Here is an 18851-nt window from a genome sequence, read left to right as displayed (position 1 = left end):
AGGCCCTGGACCCACCGATGACACGCTGAAGGGCGGCCACCCCGTACGAAACGGGGTGGCCGCCCTTCAGCAGACGTACGCCTTACTGGTTGTACGGACCGTAGTCGTAGTCCTCCAGCGGAACGGCCTGGCCGGAGCCCGTGCCGAACGGCGAGTAGTCGATGTCGTCGTAGCCGACGGCCGAGTACATCGCGGCCTTGGCTTCCTCGGTCGGCTCGACCCGGATGTTGCGGTAGCGGGACAGACCCGTACCGGCCGGGATGAGCTTACCGATGATGACGTTCTCCTTGAGGCCGATCAGGGAGTCGGACTTGGCGTTGATCGCCGCGTCCGTCAGAACCCTGGTCGTCTCCTGGAAGGACGCCGCCGACAGCCACGACTCGGTGGCGAGCGAGGCCTTGGTGATACCCATCAGCTGCGGACGACCGGAGGCGGGCTGACCGCTCTCCTGGACCACACGACGGTTCTCGGTCTCGAACTTCGACCGCTCGACCAGCTCGCCGGGCAGCAGCTCCGCGTCACCCGACTCGATGATCGTCACCCGGCGCAGCATCTGCCGGATGATGATCTCGATGTGCTTGTCGTGGATCGACACACCCTGCGAGTTGTAGACCTTCTGGACTTCGCCGACCAGGTGGACCTGGACCGCGCGCTGACCGAGGATCCGCAGCACGTCGTGCGGGTTGGTGGCACCGAAGGTCAGCTTCTGGCCGACCTCGACGTGGTCACCCTCACGCACCATGACCTTGGCACGCTTCGAGATCGGGAACGCCGTCTCGTCGCTGCCGTCGTCCGGGGTGACGACGATCTTCTTGGTCTTCTCGGTCTCCTCGATACGGATGCGGCCGGCCGCCTCCGAGATCGGGGCGACACCCTTGGGCGTACGAGCCTCGAAGAGCTCGACGACACGGGGCAGACCCTGGGTGATGTCGTCACCGGCCACACCACCGGTGTGGAAGGTACGCATCGTCAGCTGGGTACCGGGCTCACCGATGGACTGGGCGGCGATGATGCCGACCGCCTCACCGATGTCGACCAGCTTGCCGGTGGCCAGCGAACGGCCGTAGCACATGGCGCAGGTGCCGACGGCGGACTCGCAGGTCAGGACCGAGCGGGTCTTGACCTCCTCGATGCCGTGCTTGACGACCTCGGCGATGAGCACGTCGCCCAGGTCGGTGTTGGCCGGGGCCAGCACCACTCCGTCGACGACGATGTCCTCGGCCAGCGCACGTGCGTACACGCTGGTCTCGACGTTCTCCGCCATGCGCAGCACACCGTCCGCGCCGCGCTCCGCGATCTTCAGCTTGAGGCCGCGGTCGGTGCCGCAGTCCTCCTCGCGGATGATGACGTCCTGCGAGACGTCCACCAGACGACGGGTCAGGTAACCCGAGTCGGCGGTACGCAGGGCGGTGTCGGCCAGACCCTTACGAGCACCGTGAGTCGAGATGAAGTACTCGAGCACCGACAGGCCTTCACGGAAGGAGGCCTTGATGGGGCGCGGGATCGTCTCGTTCTTGGCGTTCGACACCAGACCGCGCATACCGGCGATCTGACGCATCTGCATCATGTTTCCTCGGGCACCCGAGTCGACCATCATGAAGATGGGGTTCGTCTTCGGGAAGTTCGCGTTCATCGCCTCGGCAACCTCGTTGGTCGCCTTGGTCCAGATCGCGATGAGCTCCTGAGTGCGCTCGTCCTTGGTGATCAGACCACGCTCGTACTGCTTCTGGACCTTCTCGTCCTGCGCCTCGAAGCCCTTGACGATCTCCTTCTTCGCCTCGGGAACGACGATGTCGGAGATGGCCACGGTGACGCCGGAGCGGGTCGCCCAGAAGAAGCCGGCCGCCTTCAGGTTGTCGAGCGTCGCCGCCACGATGACCTTGGGGTAGCGCTCGGCGAGGTCGTTGACGATCTCGGAGAGCTGCTTCTTGCCCACCGAGTAGTCGACGAACGGGTAGTCCTCGGGCAGCAGCTCGTTGAAGAGCGCGCGGCCCAGAGTCGTACGCAGCCGGAAGATGTCACCCTGCTGCCACTCCGGCTCGCTCTCCTCGCGGACCGGCGGCACCCAGCCACGCGGCGGGATGGTGCCCACCGGGAAGCGGATGTCGACGGCCGACTGGAGCGCGAGCTCACCGGCGTCGAACGCCATGATCGCCTCGGCCGTGGAGCCGAAGGACCGGCCCTCGCCCTTGACGTCACGCAGCTCGCCGTCCGTGGTCAGGAAGAACAGACCGAGGACCATGTCCTGGGTCGGCATCGTGACCGGGCGGCCGTCGGCGGGCTTCAGGATGTTGTTCGAGGACAGCATCAGGATGCGGGCCTCGGCCTGCGCCTCCGCGGAGAGCGGCAGGTGCACGGCCATCTGGTCGCCGTCGAAGTCCGCGTTGAACGCGGTGCAGACGAGCGGGTGGATCTGGATGGCCTTGCCCTCGACCAGCTGCGGCTCGAAGGCCTGGATGCCGAGGCGGTGCAGCGTCGGCGCACGGTTCAGCAGAACCGGGTGCTCGGCGATGACCTCTTCCAGGACGTCGTACACGACCGTGCGGCCACGCTCGACCATGCGCTTGGCGCTCTTGATGTTCTGCGCGTGGTTCAGGTCCACCAGGCGCTTCATCACGAACGGCTTGAAGAGCTCCAGCGCCATGGCCTTCGGCAGACCGCACTGGTGCAGCTTGAGCTGCGGGCCGACGACGATCACGGAACGCGCGGAGTAGTCCACACGCTTGCCGAGCAGGTTCTGACGGAAACGACCCTGCTTGCCCTTGAGCATGTCGCTCAGGGACTTCAGCGGGCGGTTGCCCGGACCGGTGACCGGACGGCCACGACGACCGTTGTCGAACAGCGCGTCGACGGCCTCCTGAAGCATGCGCTTCTCGTTGTTCACGATGATCTCGGGGGCACCGAGGTCGAGGAGTCGCTTCAGACGGTTGTTGCGGTTGATCACGCGGCGGTACAGGTCGTTCAGGTCGGAGGTCGCGAAGCGGCCGCCGTCCAGCTGCACCATCGGACGCAGGTCCGGCGGGATGACCGGCACGCAGTCGAGGACCATGCCCTTGGGGCTGTTGGAGGTCTGCAGGAAGGCAGACACGACCTTCAGCCGCTTCAGCGCACGGGTCTTCTTCTGGCCCTTGCCGGTACGGATGATCTCGCGAAGCCGCTCGGCCTCTTCGTTCAGGTCGAAGGACTCCAGGCGCTTCTGCAGCGCCGCGGCACCCATCGAGCCGTCGAAGTACGTGCCGAAGCGGTCACGCAGCTCGCGGTAGAGGAGCTCGTCGCCCTCCAGGTCCTGGACCTTGAGGTTCTTGAACCGGGTCCACACCTCGTCGAGACGGTCGATCTCGCGCTGCGCACGGTCACGCAGCTGCTTCATCTCACGCTCGGCACCTTCGCGCACCTTGCGGCGTACGTCGGCCTTGGCGCCCTCGGCCTCCAGCTCGGCCAGGTCGCCCTCGAGCTTCTTGGCACGGGACTCGAGGTCCGCGTCGCGGCGGTTCTCGACCTGCTGACGCTCGACGGAGACGTGTGCCTCCAGCGAGGGCAGATCACGCGTACGACGCTCGTCGTCGACGTACGTGATCATGTACGCCGCGAAGTAGATGACCTTCTCGAGGTCCTTCGGGGCGAGGTCGAGCAGGTAGCCAAGACGCGACGGAACGCCCTTGAAGTACCAGATGTGGGTGACGGGCGCGGCCAGTTCGATGTGGCCCATCCGCTCACGACGCACCTTGGCGCGAGTGACCTCGACGCCGCAGCGCTCACAGATGATGCCCTTGAAGCGGACACGCTTGTACTTACCGCAGTAGCACTCCCAGTCCCGGGTCGGACCGAAGATCTTCTCGCAGAAGAGTCCGTCCTTTTCGGGCTTGAGGGTGCGGTAGTTGATGGTCTCGGGCTTCTTGACCTCGCCGTGGCTCCACTGACGGATGTCGTCAGCGGTGGCCAGACCGATCCGGAGCTCATCGAAGAAGTTGACGTCGAGCACTATGCGTCAATCCCTCTCAGGGTTGTAAGTCTTAAAGGTCTGATTCGGGGGTCCTGGGGCCGGAGACCTGTGAGTGCAGGTCTCCGGACTCCCGTCAGACCTCTTCGACGCTGCTCGGCTCGCGCCGGGACAGGTCGATGCCGAGCTCCTCCGCCGCGCGGAAGACGTCCTCGTCGGTGTCACGCATTTCGATGGACATGCCGTCGCTGGACAGCACCTCCACGTTGAGGCAGAGAGACTGCATCTCCTTGATGAGCACCTTGAAGGACTCGGGGATGCCGGGCTCGGGGATGTTCTCGCCCTTGACGATGGCCTCGTAGACCTTCACGCGGCCGGTGACGTCGTCGGACTTGATGGTCAGCAGCTCCTGGAGGGCGTACGCGGCGCCATAAGCCTCAAGCGCCCACACCTCCATCTCACCGAAGCGCTGGCCACCGAACTGGGCCTTACCACCCAGCGGCTGCTGGGTGATCATCGAGTACGGACCGGTCGAGCGGGCGTGCAGCTTGTCGTCGACCAGGTGGTGCAGCTTGAGGATGTACATGTAGCCGACCGAGACCGGCTCCGGGAACGGCTCGCCGGAGCGGCCGTCGAACATCCTCGCCTTACCGGTCGGCAGCACCATGCGGTCGCCGTCGCGGTTCGGGATGGTGTGCTGGAGCAGGCCCGCGAGCTCGTCCTCACGCGCACCGTCGAAGACGGGGGTGGCGACGTTGGTACCCGGAGCGACCTGGTCGGCGCCGATGGCCTGCAGGCGCTGCGCCCAGTCCTCGCCGAGCCCGGAGACGTCCCAGCCGCGGCTGGCGAGCCAGCCGAGGTGGATCTCCAGGACCTGTCCCGGGTTCATTCGGGACGGGACACCGAGGGGGTTGAGGATGATGTCGACCGGGGTGCCGTCCTCCATGAACGGCATGTCCTCGATCGGCAGGATCTTCGAGATGACGCCCTTGTTGCCGTGGCGGCCGGCGAGCTTGTCACCGTCCGTGATCTTGCGCTTCTGCGCCACGTAGACACGAACCAGCTGGTTCACGCCCGGCGGCAGCTCGTCGCCCTCTTCACGGTCGAAGACGCGGACGCCGATGACCTTGCCGATCTCACCGTGCGGCACCTTCAGCGAGGTGTCGCGCACCTCGCGCGCCTTCTCACCGAAGATCGCGCGGAGCAGGCGCTCCTCGGGGGTCAGCTCGGTCTCGCCCTTGGGCGTGACCTTGCCGACGAGGATGTCACCGGCGACGACCTCGGCACCGATACGGATGATGCCGCGCTCGTCGAGGTCGGCGAGGACCTCCTCGGAGACGTTCGGGATGTCCCGGGTGATCTCCTCGGGGCCGAGCTTGGTGTCACGGGCGTCGACCTCGTGCTCCTCGATGTGGATCGAGGAGAGGACGTCGTCCTGCACGAGGCGCTGCGACAGGATGATCGCGTCCTCGTAGTTGTGACCCTCCCACGGCATGAACGCCACGAGCAGGTTCTTGCCGAGCGCCATCTCGCCGTTCTCGGTCGCCGGACCGTCGGCCAGAACCTGGCTGGCAACGACACGGTCACCCTCGTCGACGACAACCTTCTGGTTGACGGAGGTGCCCTGGTTCGAGCGGGAGAACTTCGCGAGGCGGTACGTGGTGTACGTGCCGTCGTCGTTGGCGGTGGTGATGTAGTCCGCGGAGACCTCCTGGACCACACCGTCCTTCTCCGACTTCAGGACGTCACCGGCGTCGACCGCGCAGCGGTACTCCATGCCGGTGCCGACCAGCGGCGCCTCGGACTTGATGAGCGGTACGGCCTGACGCATCATGTTCGCGCCCATCAGGGCACGGTTGGCGTCGTCGTGCTCGAGGAACGGGATCATGGCGGTCGCGACCGACACCATCTGGCGCGGCGAGACGTCCATGTAGTCGACGTCGTCGCCGGGGACGTAGTCGACCTCTCCGCCACGACGGCGGACCAGCACGCGGGACTCCTCGAACCGAAGCTCTTCGGTGAGCGGCGCGTTGGCCTGCGCGATGACGAACCGGTCTTCTTCGTCGGCCGTGAGGTAGTCGACGTCGTCGGTGACGACACCACCGGTGACCTTGCGGTACGGGGTCTCGACGAAACCGAACGCGTTGATCCGGCCGTAGGAGGCGAGCGAGCCGATCAGGCCGATGTTCGGGCCTTCGGGGGTCTCGATCGGACACATGCGGCCGTAGTGCGACGGGTGTACGTCACGGACCTCGAAGCCGGCCCGCTCACGGGACAGACCACCGGGGCCCAGCGCGTTCAGGCGGCGCTTGTGGGTGAGACCCGACAGCGGGTTGTTCTGGTCCATGAACTGCGACAGCTGGCTGGTGCCGAAGAACTCCTTGATGGAGGCGACGACCGGCCGGATGTTGATCAGGGTCTGCGGCGTGATCGCCTCGACGTCCTGAGTGGTCATGCGCTCGCGGACGACGCGCTCCATACGAGCCAGACCCGTGCGGACCTGGTTCTGGATGAGCTCGCCGACGTTGCGCAGACGACGGTTGCCGAAGTGGTCGATGTCGTCGGTCTCGACGACGATCGAGGTGCCGTTGGGACCAACGGTCTCGGTCTCACCGGCGTGCAGCTTCACCAGGTACTTGATCGTCTCGATGATGTCCTCGACGGTCAGGATCCCGGCGTCCAGCGGCGCCTCGCCACCCAGCTTCTTGTTGACCTTGTAACGGCCGACGTTGGCGAGGTCGTAGCGCTTGGGGTTGAAGTAGAGGTTCTCGAGCAGCGTCTGCGCGGCCTCACGGGTCGGCGGCTCGCCCGGACGCAGCTTGCGGTAGATGTCGAGCAGCGCGTCGTCCTGGCCCTGGGTGTGGTCCTTCTCCAGGGTGGCGCGCATGGACTCGTACTCGCCGAACTCCTCGAGGATCTGCTCGGTCGTCCAGCCGAGAGCCTTCAGGAGAACGGTGACGGACTGCTTGCGCTTGCGGTCGATGCGGACACCGACCATGTCGCGCTTGTCGATCTCCATCTCGAGCCAGGCACCGCGGGACGGGATGACCTTGACCGAGAAGATGTCCTTGTCGGACGTCTTGTCGATGGAGGAGTCGAAGTAGACACCCGGCGAACGGACCAGCTGCGTCACGACGACACGCTCGGTGCCGTTGATGACGAAGGTGCCCTTGTTGGTCATCAGCGGGAAATCGCCCATGAAGACCGTCTGGGACTTGATCTCGCCGGTCTCGTTGTTGGTGAACTCGGCGGTGACGAAGAGCGGCGCGGAGTACGTGAAGTCACGGTCCTTGCACTCGTCGATCGAGTTCTTCGGGGGCTCGAAGCGGTGGTCGCGGAACGTCAGGGACATCGACCCGGAGAAGTCCTCGATCGGAGAGATCTCCTCGAAGATCTCCTCCAGACCGGACTTGGTGGGGACGTCCTGTCCACTGTCCAGAGCCGCCTCGACACGAGCCTTCCACGATGCGTTGCCGAGCAGCCAGTCAAAGCTCTCGGTCTGCAGCGCAAGAAGGTTCGGAACCTCGAGGGGCTCCCTGATCTTTGCAAAGGAAATGCGCAGCGGGGCGGTGCTGGCGCCGTTGTTCGTATTCGTGGTCGAGGCAGTGCGCGAGGCGGCCAAGAGGGGGTCCTTCCGAGGGCTCGGACTCACTACGCGCGTACCGGTCCCATGGTGGACACAGCATTGAGGCGTTCTCGACCCGGCCGAAAAAGGCCAGGTCAGGGACGATCCAATCGTCAATGCTCACTCACGGGTATGCCCCTGGTGACGGGCAGGAGGCAGCTAACAGGCAGCGCAAAGGGTCAGTGTAGCCACTAGGCCCACTGATGTCCAGTCCCGGTTTTCAGAGACCCTCGTTGTTCTCAACACCTGCGGCAAGCCACGCCCTCAATGCACATCGATACTGCCCTCTTCGCCACCGATCCATGCCTCGGATCCGGATCGTTGTGACGACGCGTCCTGAGAATTGCGCGCTGCGTGCGGTTCGTCAAGGCCCCCCATGCCCAAACCGTGTGCAGCGATTGTCACGTACCGCCCGTCTTGCAGCCCGTCACTGGGGCGGCCGGAGGCACAACGAAGATCACCTTACTCGTCGCGACCTGCGGCGCAAGGCAACCGCTGCCCGACCCCCTGGAACGCCGAAGAGCGACCACCCAGTTGGGTGATCGCTCTTCGGTGCGTCAGCGTTACAGCGTTACTTGAGCGGCTGTGTCAGCACGCGCGACGATCCTGGCGGATCGTCGCCACGCGGTGGCGGACGCGAGTCGAGACTTACTTGACCTCGACGGAGGCGCCGGCGCCCTTGAGGGACTCGGCAGCCTTCTCGGCGGCCTCCTTGGCGACCTTCTCGAGGACCGGCTTCGGAGCGCCGTCGACGAGGTCCTTGGCCTCCTTCAGACCCAGCGAGGTCAGCTCACGCACGACCTTGATGACCTGGATCTTCTTCTCGCCGGCACCCGTGAGGATGACGTCGAACTCGTCCTGCTCGGCCTCGGCCTCGACCGGGGCGGCAGCGGCGGCGGGGCCGGCGGCGACCGCGGCGGCGGCGGTGACGTCGAACTTCTCCTCGAAGGCCTTCACGAACTCGGAGAGCTCGATGAGGGTGAGGGTCTCGAACTGCGCGAGCAGCTCTTCCTGGGACAGCTTCGCCATGATGGCGTCCTTCCACTAATTCGGCAGGTGCCGGTATGTACTGGTGAGGCGGGCGTACGTTCGGCCCGCTACGACCGTCGCCTCAGGCGGCGGTCAATGCGCGAGCCGAATTACTCGGCACCGCCCTGCTCGTCGGCCAGCTTGACGCGAAGCGCCTCCGCGGTGCGGACGAACTTCGACGGAAGCGCCTGGAAGAGCGAGGCAGCCTGCGACTGCTTGCCCTTCATGGCGCCCGCCAGCTTGGCGAGCAGAACCTCGCGGGACTCGAGGTCCGCGAGCTTCTTGATCTCGTCGGCGGACAGCACCTTGCCGTCAAGGACACCGCCCTTGATGACGAGGTTCGGGTTGTCCTTGGCGAAGTCACGAAGACCCTTCGCCGACGTCACCGGGTCACCGGTGATGAAGGCGACCGCCGTCGGACCATTGAAAAGGTCGTCGAGCGTGGAGATCCCGGCCTCGTTGGCCGCGATCTTGGTCAGCGTGTTCTTCACCACGGCGTACTGGGCGTCTTCACCGAGCGAACGACGCAGCGTCTTGAGCTGCGCCACGGTGAGACCCCGGTACTCGGTCAGCACAGCGGCGTTCGAGCTACGGAACTGGTCCGCGAGCTCGGCTACCGCGGCAGCCTTGTCGGGCCTTGCCATAAGCGTGGCCTCCTTCCGGGTGATGAGGACCGCTCAGAAGGGGCTGAGGAAAACGAAACGCCCCGGCGCAGGCGCACGGGGCGTAGCTCGACCAGAATTCCTTGGGAGAACTCCAGGAGCATGTCCACAGTCACCTACGCGGGTCGTCCGCAGTTTCAGCGGATCCTTCGGTCACCCTGTCCTCTGACGAGCACAAGACAACGACCAGCGGTCTTTGGCTTCTCCGGAAGAGTACGTGAACGGTCGCGCGTCAAGCAAATCCGCTCCTGGGCAGCCCTCAGGGGGCTTCGGTACTCCTGCGGATCCGATCTGCTCCGCCCCGCTCACGAGGTGGCCCCCTGCGACTTCATCAGCTCCTGGAAGTCGGCGGTGTCGCCGGCCGAGGGCTCCTGGGCGGAGACCCGCACGCCGTAGTCGCTGTAGTACGCCGTCGAGGACATCGATCCGGTGGCCAGCTCGCCCTTCTCCACCTTCTTGACCAGCAGGTCGTCTCCGTCGACCCAGACGTCGACCGTCTCCGTGGTGACGCCGGCCTGTTCCAGCTGTGCCTTGAGAGCGTCGGCGTCATCGAGGTCCGCCACGTCCACCGTGCCCGAGTAGTGCGTGGTCCGCTCCCCGCGCACCTCCTCCACGCCGACCCTGTGTACGTCACGGGAGGCGAGCAGGAGCTTGACCGGTGGGATCGGGGCGGTGTTCGCGAGCTGCTCCCTCAGATACGTCCCTGAGCCCCCCGGCAGGCTCGCCAGGTCGTCGTAGTCGTACCTGATCCAGTGCTTGCCGTGGATCTGGGCCGCGAACTCGTCGCCGACCTTCGCGTAGTAGGCGTCGGGCAGCAGGCGGGCCTCCATCGCGGCGCTGTTCAGTTTCCGCATGGTCGCGGCCAGTTGACCGCCGGTGTAGGTGAGCCGGAGCCTGCCGGTGGCGGCGCCGGCCCAGCCGAGGGCGCCGTCCGTCTTCATGGCCAGCAGGTCGCCCATGACGGAGGTGGACGTGATCCTGGCGGAGCCGGCTTTGCCGGTGGCCTTCTCGGCGGCCCGCAGCGCGGCCACCGAGCGGGGGTCGGCCCGCTCGCTCCCCCCGGCCGGCTCCTCGGCGCGGCCGTCCGAGGCCGCCCAGAAACCGCAGGCCGCGACCGTGGTCAGCGCGGCCATCAGTGCGGTCGGGAGTATCCCTCGCCCCACCATCCTGTACATCGTCCGTGCCCCCCTTGTGCGCCCCGTGGGGTCAAAGCTAACTCCGGGGCACGACAACCGGCAGCGGTATCACCGCGAAACGGCCACGGGCCCCGCACCTCGGAAGGTGCGGGGCCCGTGGCGGATACGCGTACGCGACGCGGTCACCGGGGTGAGCGGGAGGCTCAGACGGCGGCCGGGTCCTCCTCGACGAGGAGGTTGCGGGTGCGGTTCGGGTCGAGCGGAATGCCGGGGCCGATCGTGGTGCTGAGCGCGGCCTTCTTGATGTAACGACCCTTGGCGGCAGACGGCTTGAGACGAAGGATCTCGTCCAGCGCGGCGCCGTAGTTCTCCACCAGCTGGGTCTCGTCGAACGAGGTCTTGCCGATGATGAAGTGCAGGTTCGAGTGCTTGTCGACGCGGAACTCGATCTTGCCGCCCTTGATCTCGGTCACGGCCTTGACCACGTCCGGCGTCACGGTGCCGGTCTTCGGGTTCGGCATCAGACCACGCGGGCCGAGGACCCGGCCGAGGCGGCCGACCTTGCCCATGAGGTCCGGGGTGGCGACGACGGCGTCGAAGTCCAGACGGCCCTTCGCCACCTCGTCGATGAGCTCGTCGGAGCCGACGATGTCGGCGCCCGCGGCGAGTGCGGCCTCGGCACGGTCACCGGTCGCGAAGACCAGGACCCGGGCGGTCTTACCGGTGCCGTGCGGGAGGTTCACGGTGCCACGGACCATCTGGTCGGCCTTGCGCGGGTCTACACCCAGGCGGAAGGCGACCTCGACGGTGCCGTCGAACTTCGAGGTGGAGGTCTCCTTGGCGAGACGGACGGCCTCGAGCGGGGCGTAGAACTTCTCCCGGTCGATCTTGGCGTCCGCAGCGCGGAGAGACTTGCTGCGCTTGCTCACTGCTTCTCCTGATGTGTTCTGAGGAGTCGTGGTGCGGACCGAGCAGGCCCTGCCACGTGCGGCCGAGGCCGCATGGTTCCTACGAAGGTGGGTGTCAGCCCTCGACCGTGATGCCCATGGAGCGGGCGGTGCCGGCGATGATCTTCGACGCGGCGTCCAGGTCGTTGGCGTTCAGGTCGGGCAGCTTGGTCGTGGCGATCTCACGGACCTGCGCCTGGGTGATCTTGGCGACCTTGGTCTTGTGCGGCTCGCCGGAGCCCTTCTCGACACCCGCGGCCTTGAGGATCATCTTGGCGGCCGGCGGAGTCTTGGTGATGAAGGTGAAGGAGCGGTCCTCGTAGACCGTGATCTCCACCGGGATCACCCAGCCACGCTGCGACTCGGTCGCGGCGTTGTAGGCCTTGCAGAACTCCATGATGTTGACGCCGTGCTGGCCCAGCGCGGGGCCGACCGGCGGAGCCGGGTTGGCGGCGCCGGCCTGGATCTGGAGCTTGATAAGCCCCGTGACCTTCTTCTTCTTGGGAGGCATTCCGGGTCCTCTTTCGTTTTCGCCTACCTACGTCCGAGACGAGCCCGGACGGCTGTCTCCAAACGGGCCAAGCAATCTGACTCGGATGGAGGCATACCGCACCACGATAACGGGTATCCTCGCGCGGCCAAAAACCGAGCAGGTCAGACAGGCTGCGAGAGCCCGTCTGACCTGTTCGGAAGACGTACGTCCAGAAGGTGTCAGTTCTTCTGGATCTGGTCGAAGGAGAGCTCGACCGGGGTCTCGCGGCCGAAGATCTCGACAAGGCCCTTGACCTTCTTCGAGTCGGCGTTGATCTCGTTGATGGTCGCCTGGAGCGTGGCGAACGGACCGTCGGTGACGGTGACCGAGTCGCCGACCTCGAAGTCGAGCACCTGGACCTCGAGCTTGCGGGCCGGAGCCGGCCTGCCCTCGGCCTCGGCGGCCTCACGGGCGGCCTTCTCCTCGGCCTCCGGGGCGAGCATCTTGACGATCTCGTCCAGCGTCAGCGGGTACGGGTCGTACGCGTTGCCCACGAAGCCGGTGACACCGGGAGTGTTGCGGACGACGCCCCAGGACTCGTTCGTCAGGTCCATGCGCACCAGCACGTAGCCGGGAAGCTTGTTCTGCCGGACGGTCTTGCGCTCGCCGTTCTTGATCTGCGCGACCTCTTCCTGCGGCACCTCGGCCTGGAAGATGAAGTCCTCGACGTTCAGCGAGACGGCACGCTGCTCGAGGTTGGTCTTCACGCGGTTCTCGTAACCGGCGTACGTGTGGATGACGTACCACTCGCCGGGGAGCGCGCGGAGCTCGTCGCGCAGCGCGGTGACCGGGTCGACGGGCTCGACCTCTTCTTCGGCCTCCACGTCGACGTCGGCGTCGGCCTCGGCGTCAGCTTCCGCGTCGTCGGCGGCGAGGGCCTCGTCCGGAACGTCCTCGTCGGCGACGTCCTCACCGGACTCGTCCTCGACGTGCAGGGCCGCCTCTTCGGCGGGCTCACCCGCGGCGGCGTCGGCAGCCTCGACCTCGTCCGGGTTCTCGGTGTCCGCGCCCTCCACGATGTCGAGCTCGTCCTCAACGGACTCGACCGACTCGATGGCGTCGTTCAGGTTCGGGTCAGACACGGTGGCTGCTTCTTCCTGGATACATGGGGGTGGAACACACGAAAGGGGCGCCGCTGCCGGCGCCCTTCGCGTTTGGCTCAGCCAAATACGTATTTGGCGGCGTGGTCGAGCCCGTAGTCAATCAGAGTCACCAGGGCGATCATGATGACCACGAAGACAATGACCACTGAGGTGTACGTCGTCAGCTGGTTGCGCGTAGGCCAGACGACCTTGCGGAGCTCAGCGACGATCTGACGGTAGAAGATGGCGAGGCGCCGCAGAGGGCCCTTCTTGCCACGCTTACCGCCCTTGCGGGCCTTCTTGCTGGACTCCGGTGCCTCGGCATCAGGCATGTCGATGGAGCCCACGGCGTCCGTCACTCGTCCTCACCTGATTCCGGGTCGTGGCCGTGCCGCGCCCGGCCAGGCCGCACGGCGGTGCATTGCGGTACGTACTTGCACACACATCCTGGCGAAGGATTGTGTAGCAGGGCCGGAGGGACTTGAACCCCCAACCGCTGGTTTTGGAGACCAGTGCTCTACCAATTGAGCTACGACCCTTTGATTTCCCCCCAACGTACCGCATCCGCCCGAGTGCTCGGTGTGCACCGGGTGAGTACGGCCGGTGAAGGCCAACGAGGAGAGAGTGTACGTGCTCCCGGGCCGGTCGTCGAACAGAAAGCGTCCGTACGGGCTTTGGTCCCGGAAGATCGTCCAGCCCACCGCCCCGATCCGGACGGTTGTTCAGTCCTTGTTCAGTCTGTGAAACCCGCGTGCCGGGGAGGTTTCCGGTCTGAAACGATGGGGGCATGAGCGCTGTAACCCCTCCCACCGAGCGCCGGGTCTCCGCCCGCGTCGGTGCGATCTCCGAGTCCGCCACCCTCGCCGTGGACGCCAAGGCCAAGGCCCTCAAGGCCGCGGGGCGGCCGGTGATCGGCTTCGGCGCCGGTGAACCGGACTTCCCGACCCCGGACTACATCGTCCAGGCTGCCATCGAGGCCTGCTCGAACCCGAAGTACCACCGCTACACACCGGCCGGCGGCCTGCCCGAGCTGAAGGCCGCGATCGCCGCGAAGACCCTGCGCGACTCCGGCTACGAGGTGGAGGCCGCACAGGTCCTCGTCACCAACGGCGGCAAGCAGGCCATCTACGAGGCCTTCGCCGCGATCCTCGACCCGGGCGACGAGGTCATCGTCCCGGCCCCGTACTGGACGACCTACCCGGAGTCGATCCGTCTCGCCGGCGGTGTCCCGGTCGACGTCGTCGCCGACGAGACCACCGGCTACCGCGTCACGGTCGAGCAGCTCGAGGCCGCCCGCACCGAGAACACCAAGGTGCTGCTCTTCGTCTCGCCGTCCAACCCGACGGGCGCGGTCTACTCCCGCGCGCAGATCGAGGAGATCGGCCGCTGGGCCGCCGACAAGGGCCTGTGGGTCCTGACCGACGAGATCTACGAGCACCTGGTCTACGGCGACGCGGAGTTCCACTCCCTGCCGGTGGTCGTGCCCGAGCTGCGCGACAAGTGCGTCGTCGTGAACGGCGTCGCCAAGACGTACGCCATGACCGGCTGGCGGGTGGGCTGGGTCATCGGCCCCAAGGACGTCATCAAGGCCGCGACCAACCTCCAGTCGCACGCGACGTCCAACGTCTCCAACGTGGCCCAGGTCGCCGCGCTCGCCGCCGTCTCGGGCGGCCTGACGGCCGTGGAGGAGATGCGCGAGGCCTTCGACCGCCGCCGCAAGACCATCGTGCGCATGCTGAACGAGATCGACGGCGTGCTCTGCCCCGAGCCTGAGGGCGCCTTCTACGCGTACCCCTCGGTGAAGGCCCTTCTCGGCAAGGAGATCCGCGGCAAGCGCCCCCAGGACACGGTCGAGCTGGCCGCGCTCATCCTGGAGGAGGCCGAGGTAGCGGTGGTCCCGGGCGAGGCCTTCGGCACCCCGGGGTATCTGCGGCTGTCGTACGCGCTGGGTGACGAGGACCTCGTCGAGGGTGTCAGCCGGATCCAGAAGCTGCTGGCGGAGGCCACGGGCTGACGTTTTTCGCACTCCACGCGCGCGGGGCACCTGCTTTTCGAAGCAGGTGCCCCCTGTTTCTTCGCTAGGGATTCTGTTCGGACAAGCCCACGATCAGGGAAAGCGCTACCGGCACGTCATCCGCGTACGGCAAGATCCGGGGATGGAGCGCGTACGTGATGTAAGTGAACTGCCGAAGGCCCATCTGCACCTGCACTTCACCGGGTCGATGCGGTCCACGACCCTGTTGGAGCTGGCCGACAAGTACGGCGTACGGCTGCCCGACGCTCTGACCAGCGGGGAGCCGCCGAAACTGCGGGCGACGGACGAGCGCGGCTGGTTCCGGTTCCAGCGGCTGTACGACGCGGCGCGGTCGTGCCTCAGAGAGCCCGAGGACATCCAGCGGCTGGTGCGCGAGGCCGCCGAGGAGGACGTGAAGGACGGCTCCGGGTGGCTGGAGATCCAGGTCGACCCGACGTCGTACGCGCCTCGGCTGGGCGGTCTGATCTCGGCCCTCGAGGTCATCCTGGACGCGGTGGACTCGGCCGCGCGGGAGACCGGGCTCGGGATGCGGGTCCTGGTGGCCGCGAACCGGATGAAGCACCCGCTGGACGCCCGTACGCTGGCCCGCCTGGCCGTGCGGTACGCGGACCGGGGGATCGTCGGTTTCGGGCTCTCCAACGACGAACGGCGTGGCATGGCGCGGGACTTCGACCGGGCCTTCGAGATCGCGCGTGAGGGCGGTCTGCTGGCCGCGCCGCACGGCGGCGAGCTGACGGGGCCGGCCTCGGTCCGCGACTGCCTGGACGACCTGCACGCCACCCGGATCGGGCACGGGGTGCGCGCCGCCGAGGACCCCCGGCTGATGAAACGCCTCGCGGACCGCCAGGTGACCTGCGAGGTCTGCCCCGCCTCGAACGTCGCCCTCGGGGTGTACGAGAAGCCGGAGGACGTCCCCCTGCGCAAGCTCTTCGAAGCCGGGGTCCCCATGGCCCTCGGCGCCGACGACCCCCTGCTCTTCGGGTCCCGCCTCGCGGCTCAGTACGAGATCGCCCGCCAGTACCACGGCTTCACGGACCCCGAACTGGCCGAACTGGCCCGCCAGTCCATCCGGGCGTCCGCCGCCCCCGACACCGAGCGCGAGAAGCTCCTGGCCGGAGTCGACGAATGGCTCAGCGGCCCGCCCGCCTGACGGGCCTCACGGGCGAACTCTCCGCTCGGCGGGGGCCTGGTGGTCCGGGCCGAGGACTCCAGGGAGCTCGTCCTAGAGCTGGACCCCGACCGTCACCGGCTCGTTGACCAGGGTGATCCCGAAGGCGTCACGTACTCCGTCGACGACCTCGCGGGCCAGCGCGAGGAGATCCTCGGTGGTGGCCCCGCCGCGGTTGGTGAGAGCCAGTGTGTGCTTGCCGGAGATCCGGGCGGGCCCGCTGCCGTAGCCCTTGGTGAAGCCCGACCTGTCGATCAGCCAGGCCGCGGAGGTCTTGGTGTGACCGTCGCCCGCCGGGTAGGCCGGCGGTGCGGTCCCGTCGCCGAGGCGCTCCTCCACGCGCGCGTGGAAGGCGGCGAACTCCTCGTCCGTGAGGATCGGGTTGGTGAAGAACGACCCGGCCGACCAGGTGTCGTGGTCCTCGGGGTCGAGCACCATCCCCTTGCCGGAACGCAGCTTCAGGACGGTCTCCCGGGCCTCGCCCAGCGGCACGCGGTCGCCGGGCTCCACTCCCAGCGCGCGAGCCGTCTCGGCGTATCTGAGCGGCGCGCTGAGCCCCCCGGCGTCCTCCAGCTCGAAGCGGACGCGGAGTACGACATGGCGCTCGGGGTCGGTCTTGAAGCGGCTGTGTCGGTACGAGAAGGCGCACTCGGCGTTCGTCAGCGTGACCGTCTCGCGCGTTTTCCGGTCGTACGCGATCACTTCGGTAATGGTCGACGACACTTCCTGGCCGTACGCGCCCACGTTCTGGATCGGTGTCGCGCCTGCGGAACCGGGGATGCCCGCGAGGCACTCGACGCCGGCGAGCCTCGCCTCGACGGTGCGGGCAACCGCGTCGGTCCACACCTCGCCGGCGGCCAGCTCCAGCCTGCCGCCGTCCAGTTCGAAGCCGCGCGTCGCGACGCGCAGGGCGGTCCCGGCGAAACCCTTGTCACCGATGACCAGGTTGGATCCACCGCCGATCACCAGCAGCGGCGTACCGGCGTCGTCGGCCTCGCGAACGGCGGCGATCACCTCGGCGTCGGTCGTGGCGGTGATCAGCCGGGTCGCCGGACCCCCGAGCCTGAAGGTGGTCAGCGGGGCGAGCGGGGCGTCATGGAGTACCTGCACGGGCTCCACACTACGAGAAGGAGCGGGGCCGCCAGGTCGGCGGGCCACGGACACGACGAGGGCCCCGCCGGTCGGACGGGGCCCTCGTCGTGTCGTACGTACGTCGTCCTCTGCTCGGTCGAGGCGCCGCGGCGCGGCGACCAGGTCAGTGGGAGACGCTGTCCAGGACCGGTGCCGGGGCGGAGGCCGCGACCGGAGTTCCGGTCACGCCCCGCCGGCGGGGCAGCATGGCCGCGGCCACCGCGCCCACGCCGACCACCGCGGCGCCCACCCACAGCGCGGGCGAGATCCCGTCCACGAAGCGCTCCGCGGACTCGTAGCCGCCCTGGGCCGAGAAGACCGAGGCCAGGACCGCGATACCGAGTGCGCCGCCGACCTCGCGGAGAGCGTTGTTGGCGCCGGAGGCGATGCCCTGCTCGGACGGGAGGACGCTGGACATCACCAGGGCGGCGGCCGGGGCGAAGTACAGGCCCATGCCGATACCGCTGATGATCAGAGCGGGCAGCTGGGCCGCGTACGACACATCGGGCGAGACGACCAGGGCGAACCAGCCGAGCCCGACCGCCTGGAGTGCGAGCCCCGCGGTGACGACCGGGCGTCCGCCGATCCGGTCCGACAGATACCCGGCGATCGGGGCGACGATCATCGGCATGCCGGTCCAGGGGAGCATCCGCAGGCCCGCCTCGGTCGGCGAGTATCCGAGGACGCCTTGCAGGAACTGGCTCAGCAGGAAGATCGAGCCGAACATCCCGACGAACATCAGCAGGCTGGCGGCGTTGATGGCGGCGAAGGCGCGGCTGCGGAAGAGCCGCATCGGCAGCATCGGGTTCTTGCCGCGGATGCCATGGAGGACGAAGCCGGCGAGCAGTAGGCCGCCCGCGATCAGGCCGGTGAGCACGGGAGCGCTGGTCCAGCCGTCGACGTTGCCGCGAATCAGGGCGTACACGACCCCGAAGAGACCACCGCTGGCGAACACGGTTCCGGTGATGTCGAGCGGGGCGCCGGTGCCGTAGGACTCGCGAAGGCGCAGCCGGGCGAGCGGCAGCAGGGCGAGGCCCAGCGGAACGTTCAGCCAGAAGATCCAGTGCCAGGACACGTGTTCGGTGAGGCTGCCGCCGATGAGGGGTCCGGAGGCGACCGCGAGTCCGTTGACGGCACCCCAGATCCCGTACGCCATCCCGCGCTTGGCCGCGGGGACCGCGGTTGTCAGCAGGGTCAGCGTCAGCGGCATCATGATCGCCGCGCCGACGCCCTGGACCGCTCGGGCCCCGATCAGCGAGTCGATGCCGGGCGCCATGGCCGCGGCGGCGGACGCGCCGGTGAATATGGTGAGCCCGACGAGGAAGAGCCGCCGTCGGCCGAACCGGTCACCCAGGGCCGCTCCGAACATCAGCAGCACGGCGAAGGTGAGTGTGTACGCGCTCACGGTCCATTCCAGGTCGTCCAGCGCTCCCCCGAGGTCCTCACGGATGGAGGGCAGCGCGGTGGTGACGACGAGGTTGTCGAGGGCCGCCATGAATCCGGCGACGCTGGTGATGACGAGGGCCCAGACGGCTCCCCCGCGACGTTCGGTCTGCTGTGACAT

13 protein-coding genes and 1 tRNA gene are annotated in these 18851 nt (G+C 67.4%); 2 read left to right on the top strand and 12 right to left on the bottom strand.

From position 1 onward, the window contains the following. Nucleotides 1–82: 82 nt before the first annotated feature. The 10 genes from ACIBLC_RS39060 to ACIBLC_RS39015 form a co-directional block, all read right to left on the bottom strand. Nucleotides 83–3982, bottom strand: a complete 3900-nt coding sequence (locus ACIBLC_RS39060) for a DNA-directed RNA polymerase subunit beta' (protein ID WP_399216237.1) — start codon at nt 3980–3982, stop codon at nt 83–85. 94 nt (nt 3983–4076) lie between these two features. Beyond that, complete coding sequence (rpoB, locus tag ACIBLC_RS39055; protein ID WP_399216236.1) at nt 4077–7562, bottom strand: DNA-directed RNA polymerase subunit beta; 3486 nt, start codon at nt 7560–7562, stop codon at nt 4077–4079. A 651-nt stretch (nt 7563–8213) separates the two neighbouring features. Continuing rightward, on the bottom strand, nt 8214–8594 hold the full coding sequence (rplL, locus tag ACIBLC_RS39050) for a 50S ribosomal protein L7/L12 (RefSeq protein ID WP_399216235.1): 381 nt from the start codon (nt 8592–8594) through the stop codon (nt 8214–8216). Between the two features lie 110 nt (nt 8595–8704). Next, nucleotides 8705–9238, bottom strand: coding sequence for a 50S ribosomal protein L10 (rplJ, locus tag ACIBLC_RS39045; protein ID WP_399216234.1), 534 nt, complete (start codon nt 9236–9238; stop codon nt 8705–8707). Between the two features lie 323 nt (nt 9239–9561). After that, complete coding sequence (locus tag ACIBLC_RS39040) at nt 9562–10422, bottom strand: hypothetical protein (protein WP_399216233.1); 861 nt, start codon at nt 10420–10422, stop codon at nt 9562–9564. A gap of 173 nt (nt 10423–10595) precedes the next feature. Then, on the bottom strand, nt 10596–11321 hold the full coding sequence (gene rplA / locus ACIBLC_RS39035; RefSeq protein WP_399216232.1) for a 50S ribosomal protein L1: 726 nt from the start codon (nt 11319–11321) through the stop codon (nt 10596–10598). A 94-nt stretch (nt 11322–11415) separates the two neighbouring features. After that, nucleotides 11416–11850: a 50S ribosomal protein L11 gene (gene rplK / locus ACIBLC_RS39030; protein ID WP_010986329.1), complete on the bottom strand. Its 435-nt coding sequence runs from the start codon at nt 11848–11850 to the stop codon at nt 11416–11418. A gap of 200 nt (nt 11851–12050) precedes the next feature. Continuing rightward, nucleotides 12051–12953 (bottom strand): transcription termination/antitermination protein NusG, encoded by a 903-nt coding sequence (gene nusG, locus ACIBLC_RS39025; RefSeq protein ID WP_399216231.1) that lies wholly within the window; start codon nt 12951–12953, stop codon nt 12051–12053. Between the two features lie 77 nt (nt 12954–13030). Further along, entirely contained in the window at nt 13031–13312 is a 282-nt protein-coding gene (secE, locus tag ACIBLC_RS39020; RefSeq protein ID WP_399216230.1) for a preprotein translocase subunit SecE, read from the bottom strand. 107 nt (nt 13313–13419) lie between these two features. Then, nucleotides 13420–13492 (bottom strand) — tRNA-Trp (locus ACIBLC_RS39015). A gap of 248 nt (nt 13493–13740) precedes the next feature. On the opposite strand from ACIBLC_RS39015, the gene ACIBLC_RS39010 reads away from it, so the two are divergent. After that, a complete protein-coding gene (locus ACIBLC_RS39010; protein WP_399216229.1) occupies nt 13741–14967 on the top strand; it encodes a pyridoxal phosphate-dependent aminotransferase in 1227 nt (408 codons plus the stop codon). A gap of 142 nt (nt 14968–15109) precedes the next feature. Beyond that, on the top strand, nt 15110–16138 hold the full coding sequence (locus ACIBLC_RS39005; protein ID WP_399216228.1) for an adenosine deaminase: 1029 nt from the start codon (nt 15110–15112) through the stop codon (nt 16136–16138). Between the two features lie 72 nt (nt 16139–16210). Here ACIBLC_RS39005 and ACIBLC_RS39000 read toward each other — a convergent pair whose 3' ends face one another. Continuing rightward, nucleotides 16211–17266 carry a UDP-N-acetylmuramate dehydrogenase gene (locus ACIBLC_RS39000; RefSeq protein WP_399216227.1) on the bottom strand — a complete coding sequence of 352 codons (1056 nt, stop codon included), beginning with the start codon at nt 17264–17266 and terminating at the stop codon, nt 16211–16213. 145 nt (nt 17267–17411) lie between these two features. Further along, the gene (locus ACIBLC_RS38995; protein WP_399216226.1) at nt 17412–18851 is read right to left on the bottom strand and encodes a DHA2 family efflux MFS transporter permease subunit; all 1440 of its coding nucleotides are present in this window, start codon (nt 18849–18851) and stop codon (nt 17412–17414) included.

This window comes from Streptomyces sp. NPDC050535 (assembly GCF_044457665.1).
GTDB lineage: Bacteria > Actinomycetota > Actinomycetes > Streptomycetales > Streptomycetaceae > Streptomyces.
The sequence above is the reverse complement of the archived record's forward strand: the minus strand, read 5'-3'. Positions and strand labels throughout refer to the sequence as shown.

Excerpts from the sequence above, each read along its gene's own strand:
- ACIBLC_RS38995 (WP_399216226.1), bottom strand. The coding sequence starts at position 18,851 with ATGTCACAGCAGACCGAACGTCGCGGGGGAGCCGTCTGGGCCCTCGTC.
- rplK (WP_010986329.1), bottom strand. The coding sequence starts at position 11,850 with ATGCCTCCCAAGAAGAAGAAGGTCACGGGGCTTATCAAGCTCCAGATC.
- ACIBLC_RS39010 (WP_399216229.1), top strand. The coding sequence starts at position 13,741 with ATGAGCGCTGTAACCCCTCCCACCGAGCGCCGGGTCTCCGCCCGCGTC.
- rplL (WP_399216235.1), bottom strand. The coding sequence starts at position 8,594 with ATGGCGAAGCTGTCCCAGGAAGAGCTGCTCGCGCAGTTCGAGACCCTC.
- ACIBLC_RS39040 (WP_399216233.1), bottom strand. The coding sequence starts at position 10,422 with ATGGTGGGGCGAGGGATACTCCCGACCGCACTGATGGCCGCGCTGACC.
- rplJ (WP_399216234.1), bottom strand. The coding sequence starts at position 9,238 with ATGGCAAGGCCCGACAAGGCTGCCGCGGTAGCCGAGCTCGCGGACCAG.
- ACIBLC_RS39005 (WP_399216228.1), top strand. The coding sequence starts at position 15,110 with ATGGAGCGCGTACGTGATGTAAGTGAACTGCCGAAGGCCCATCTGCAC.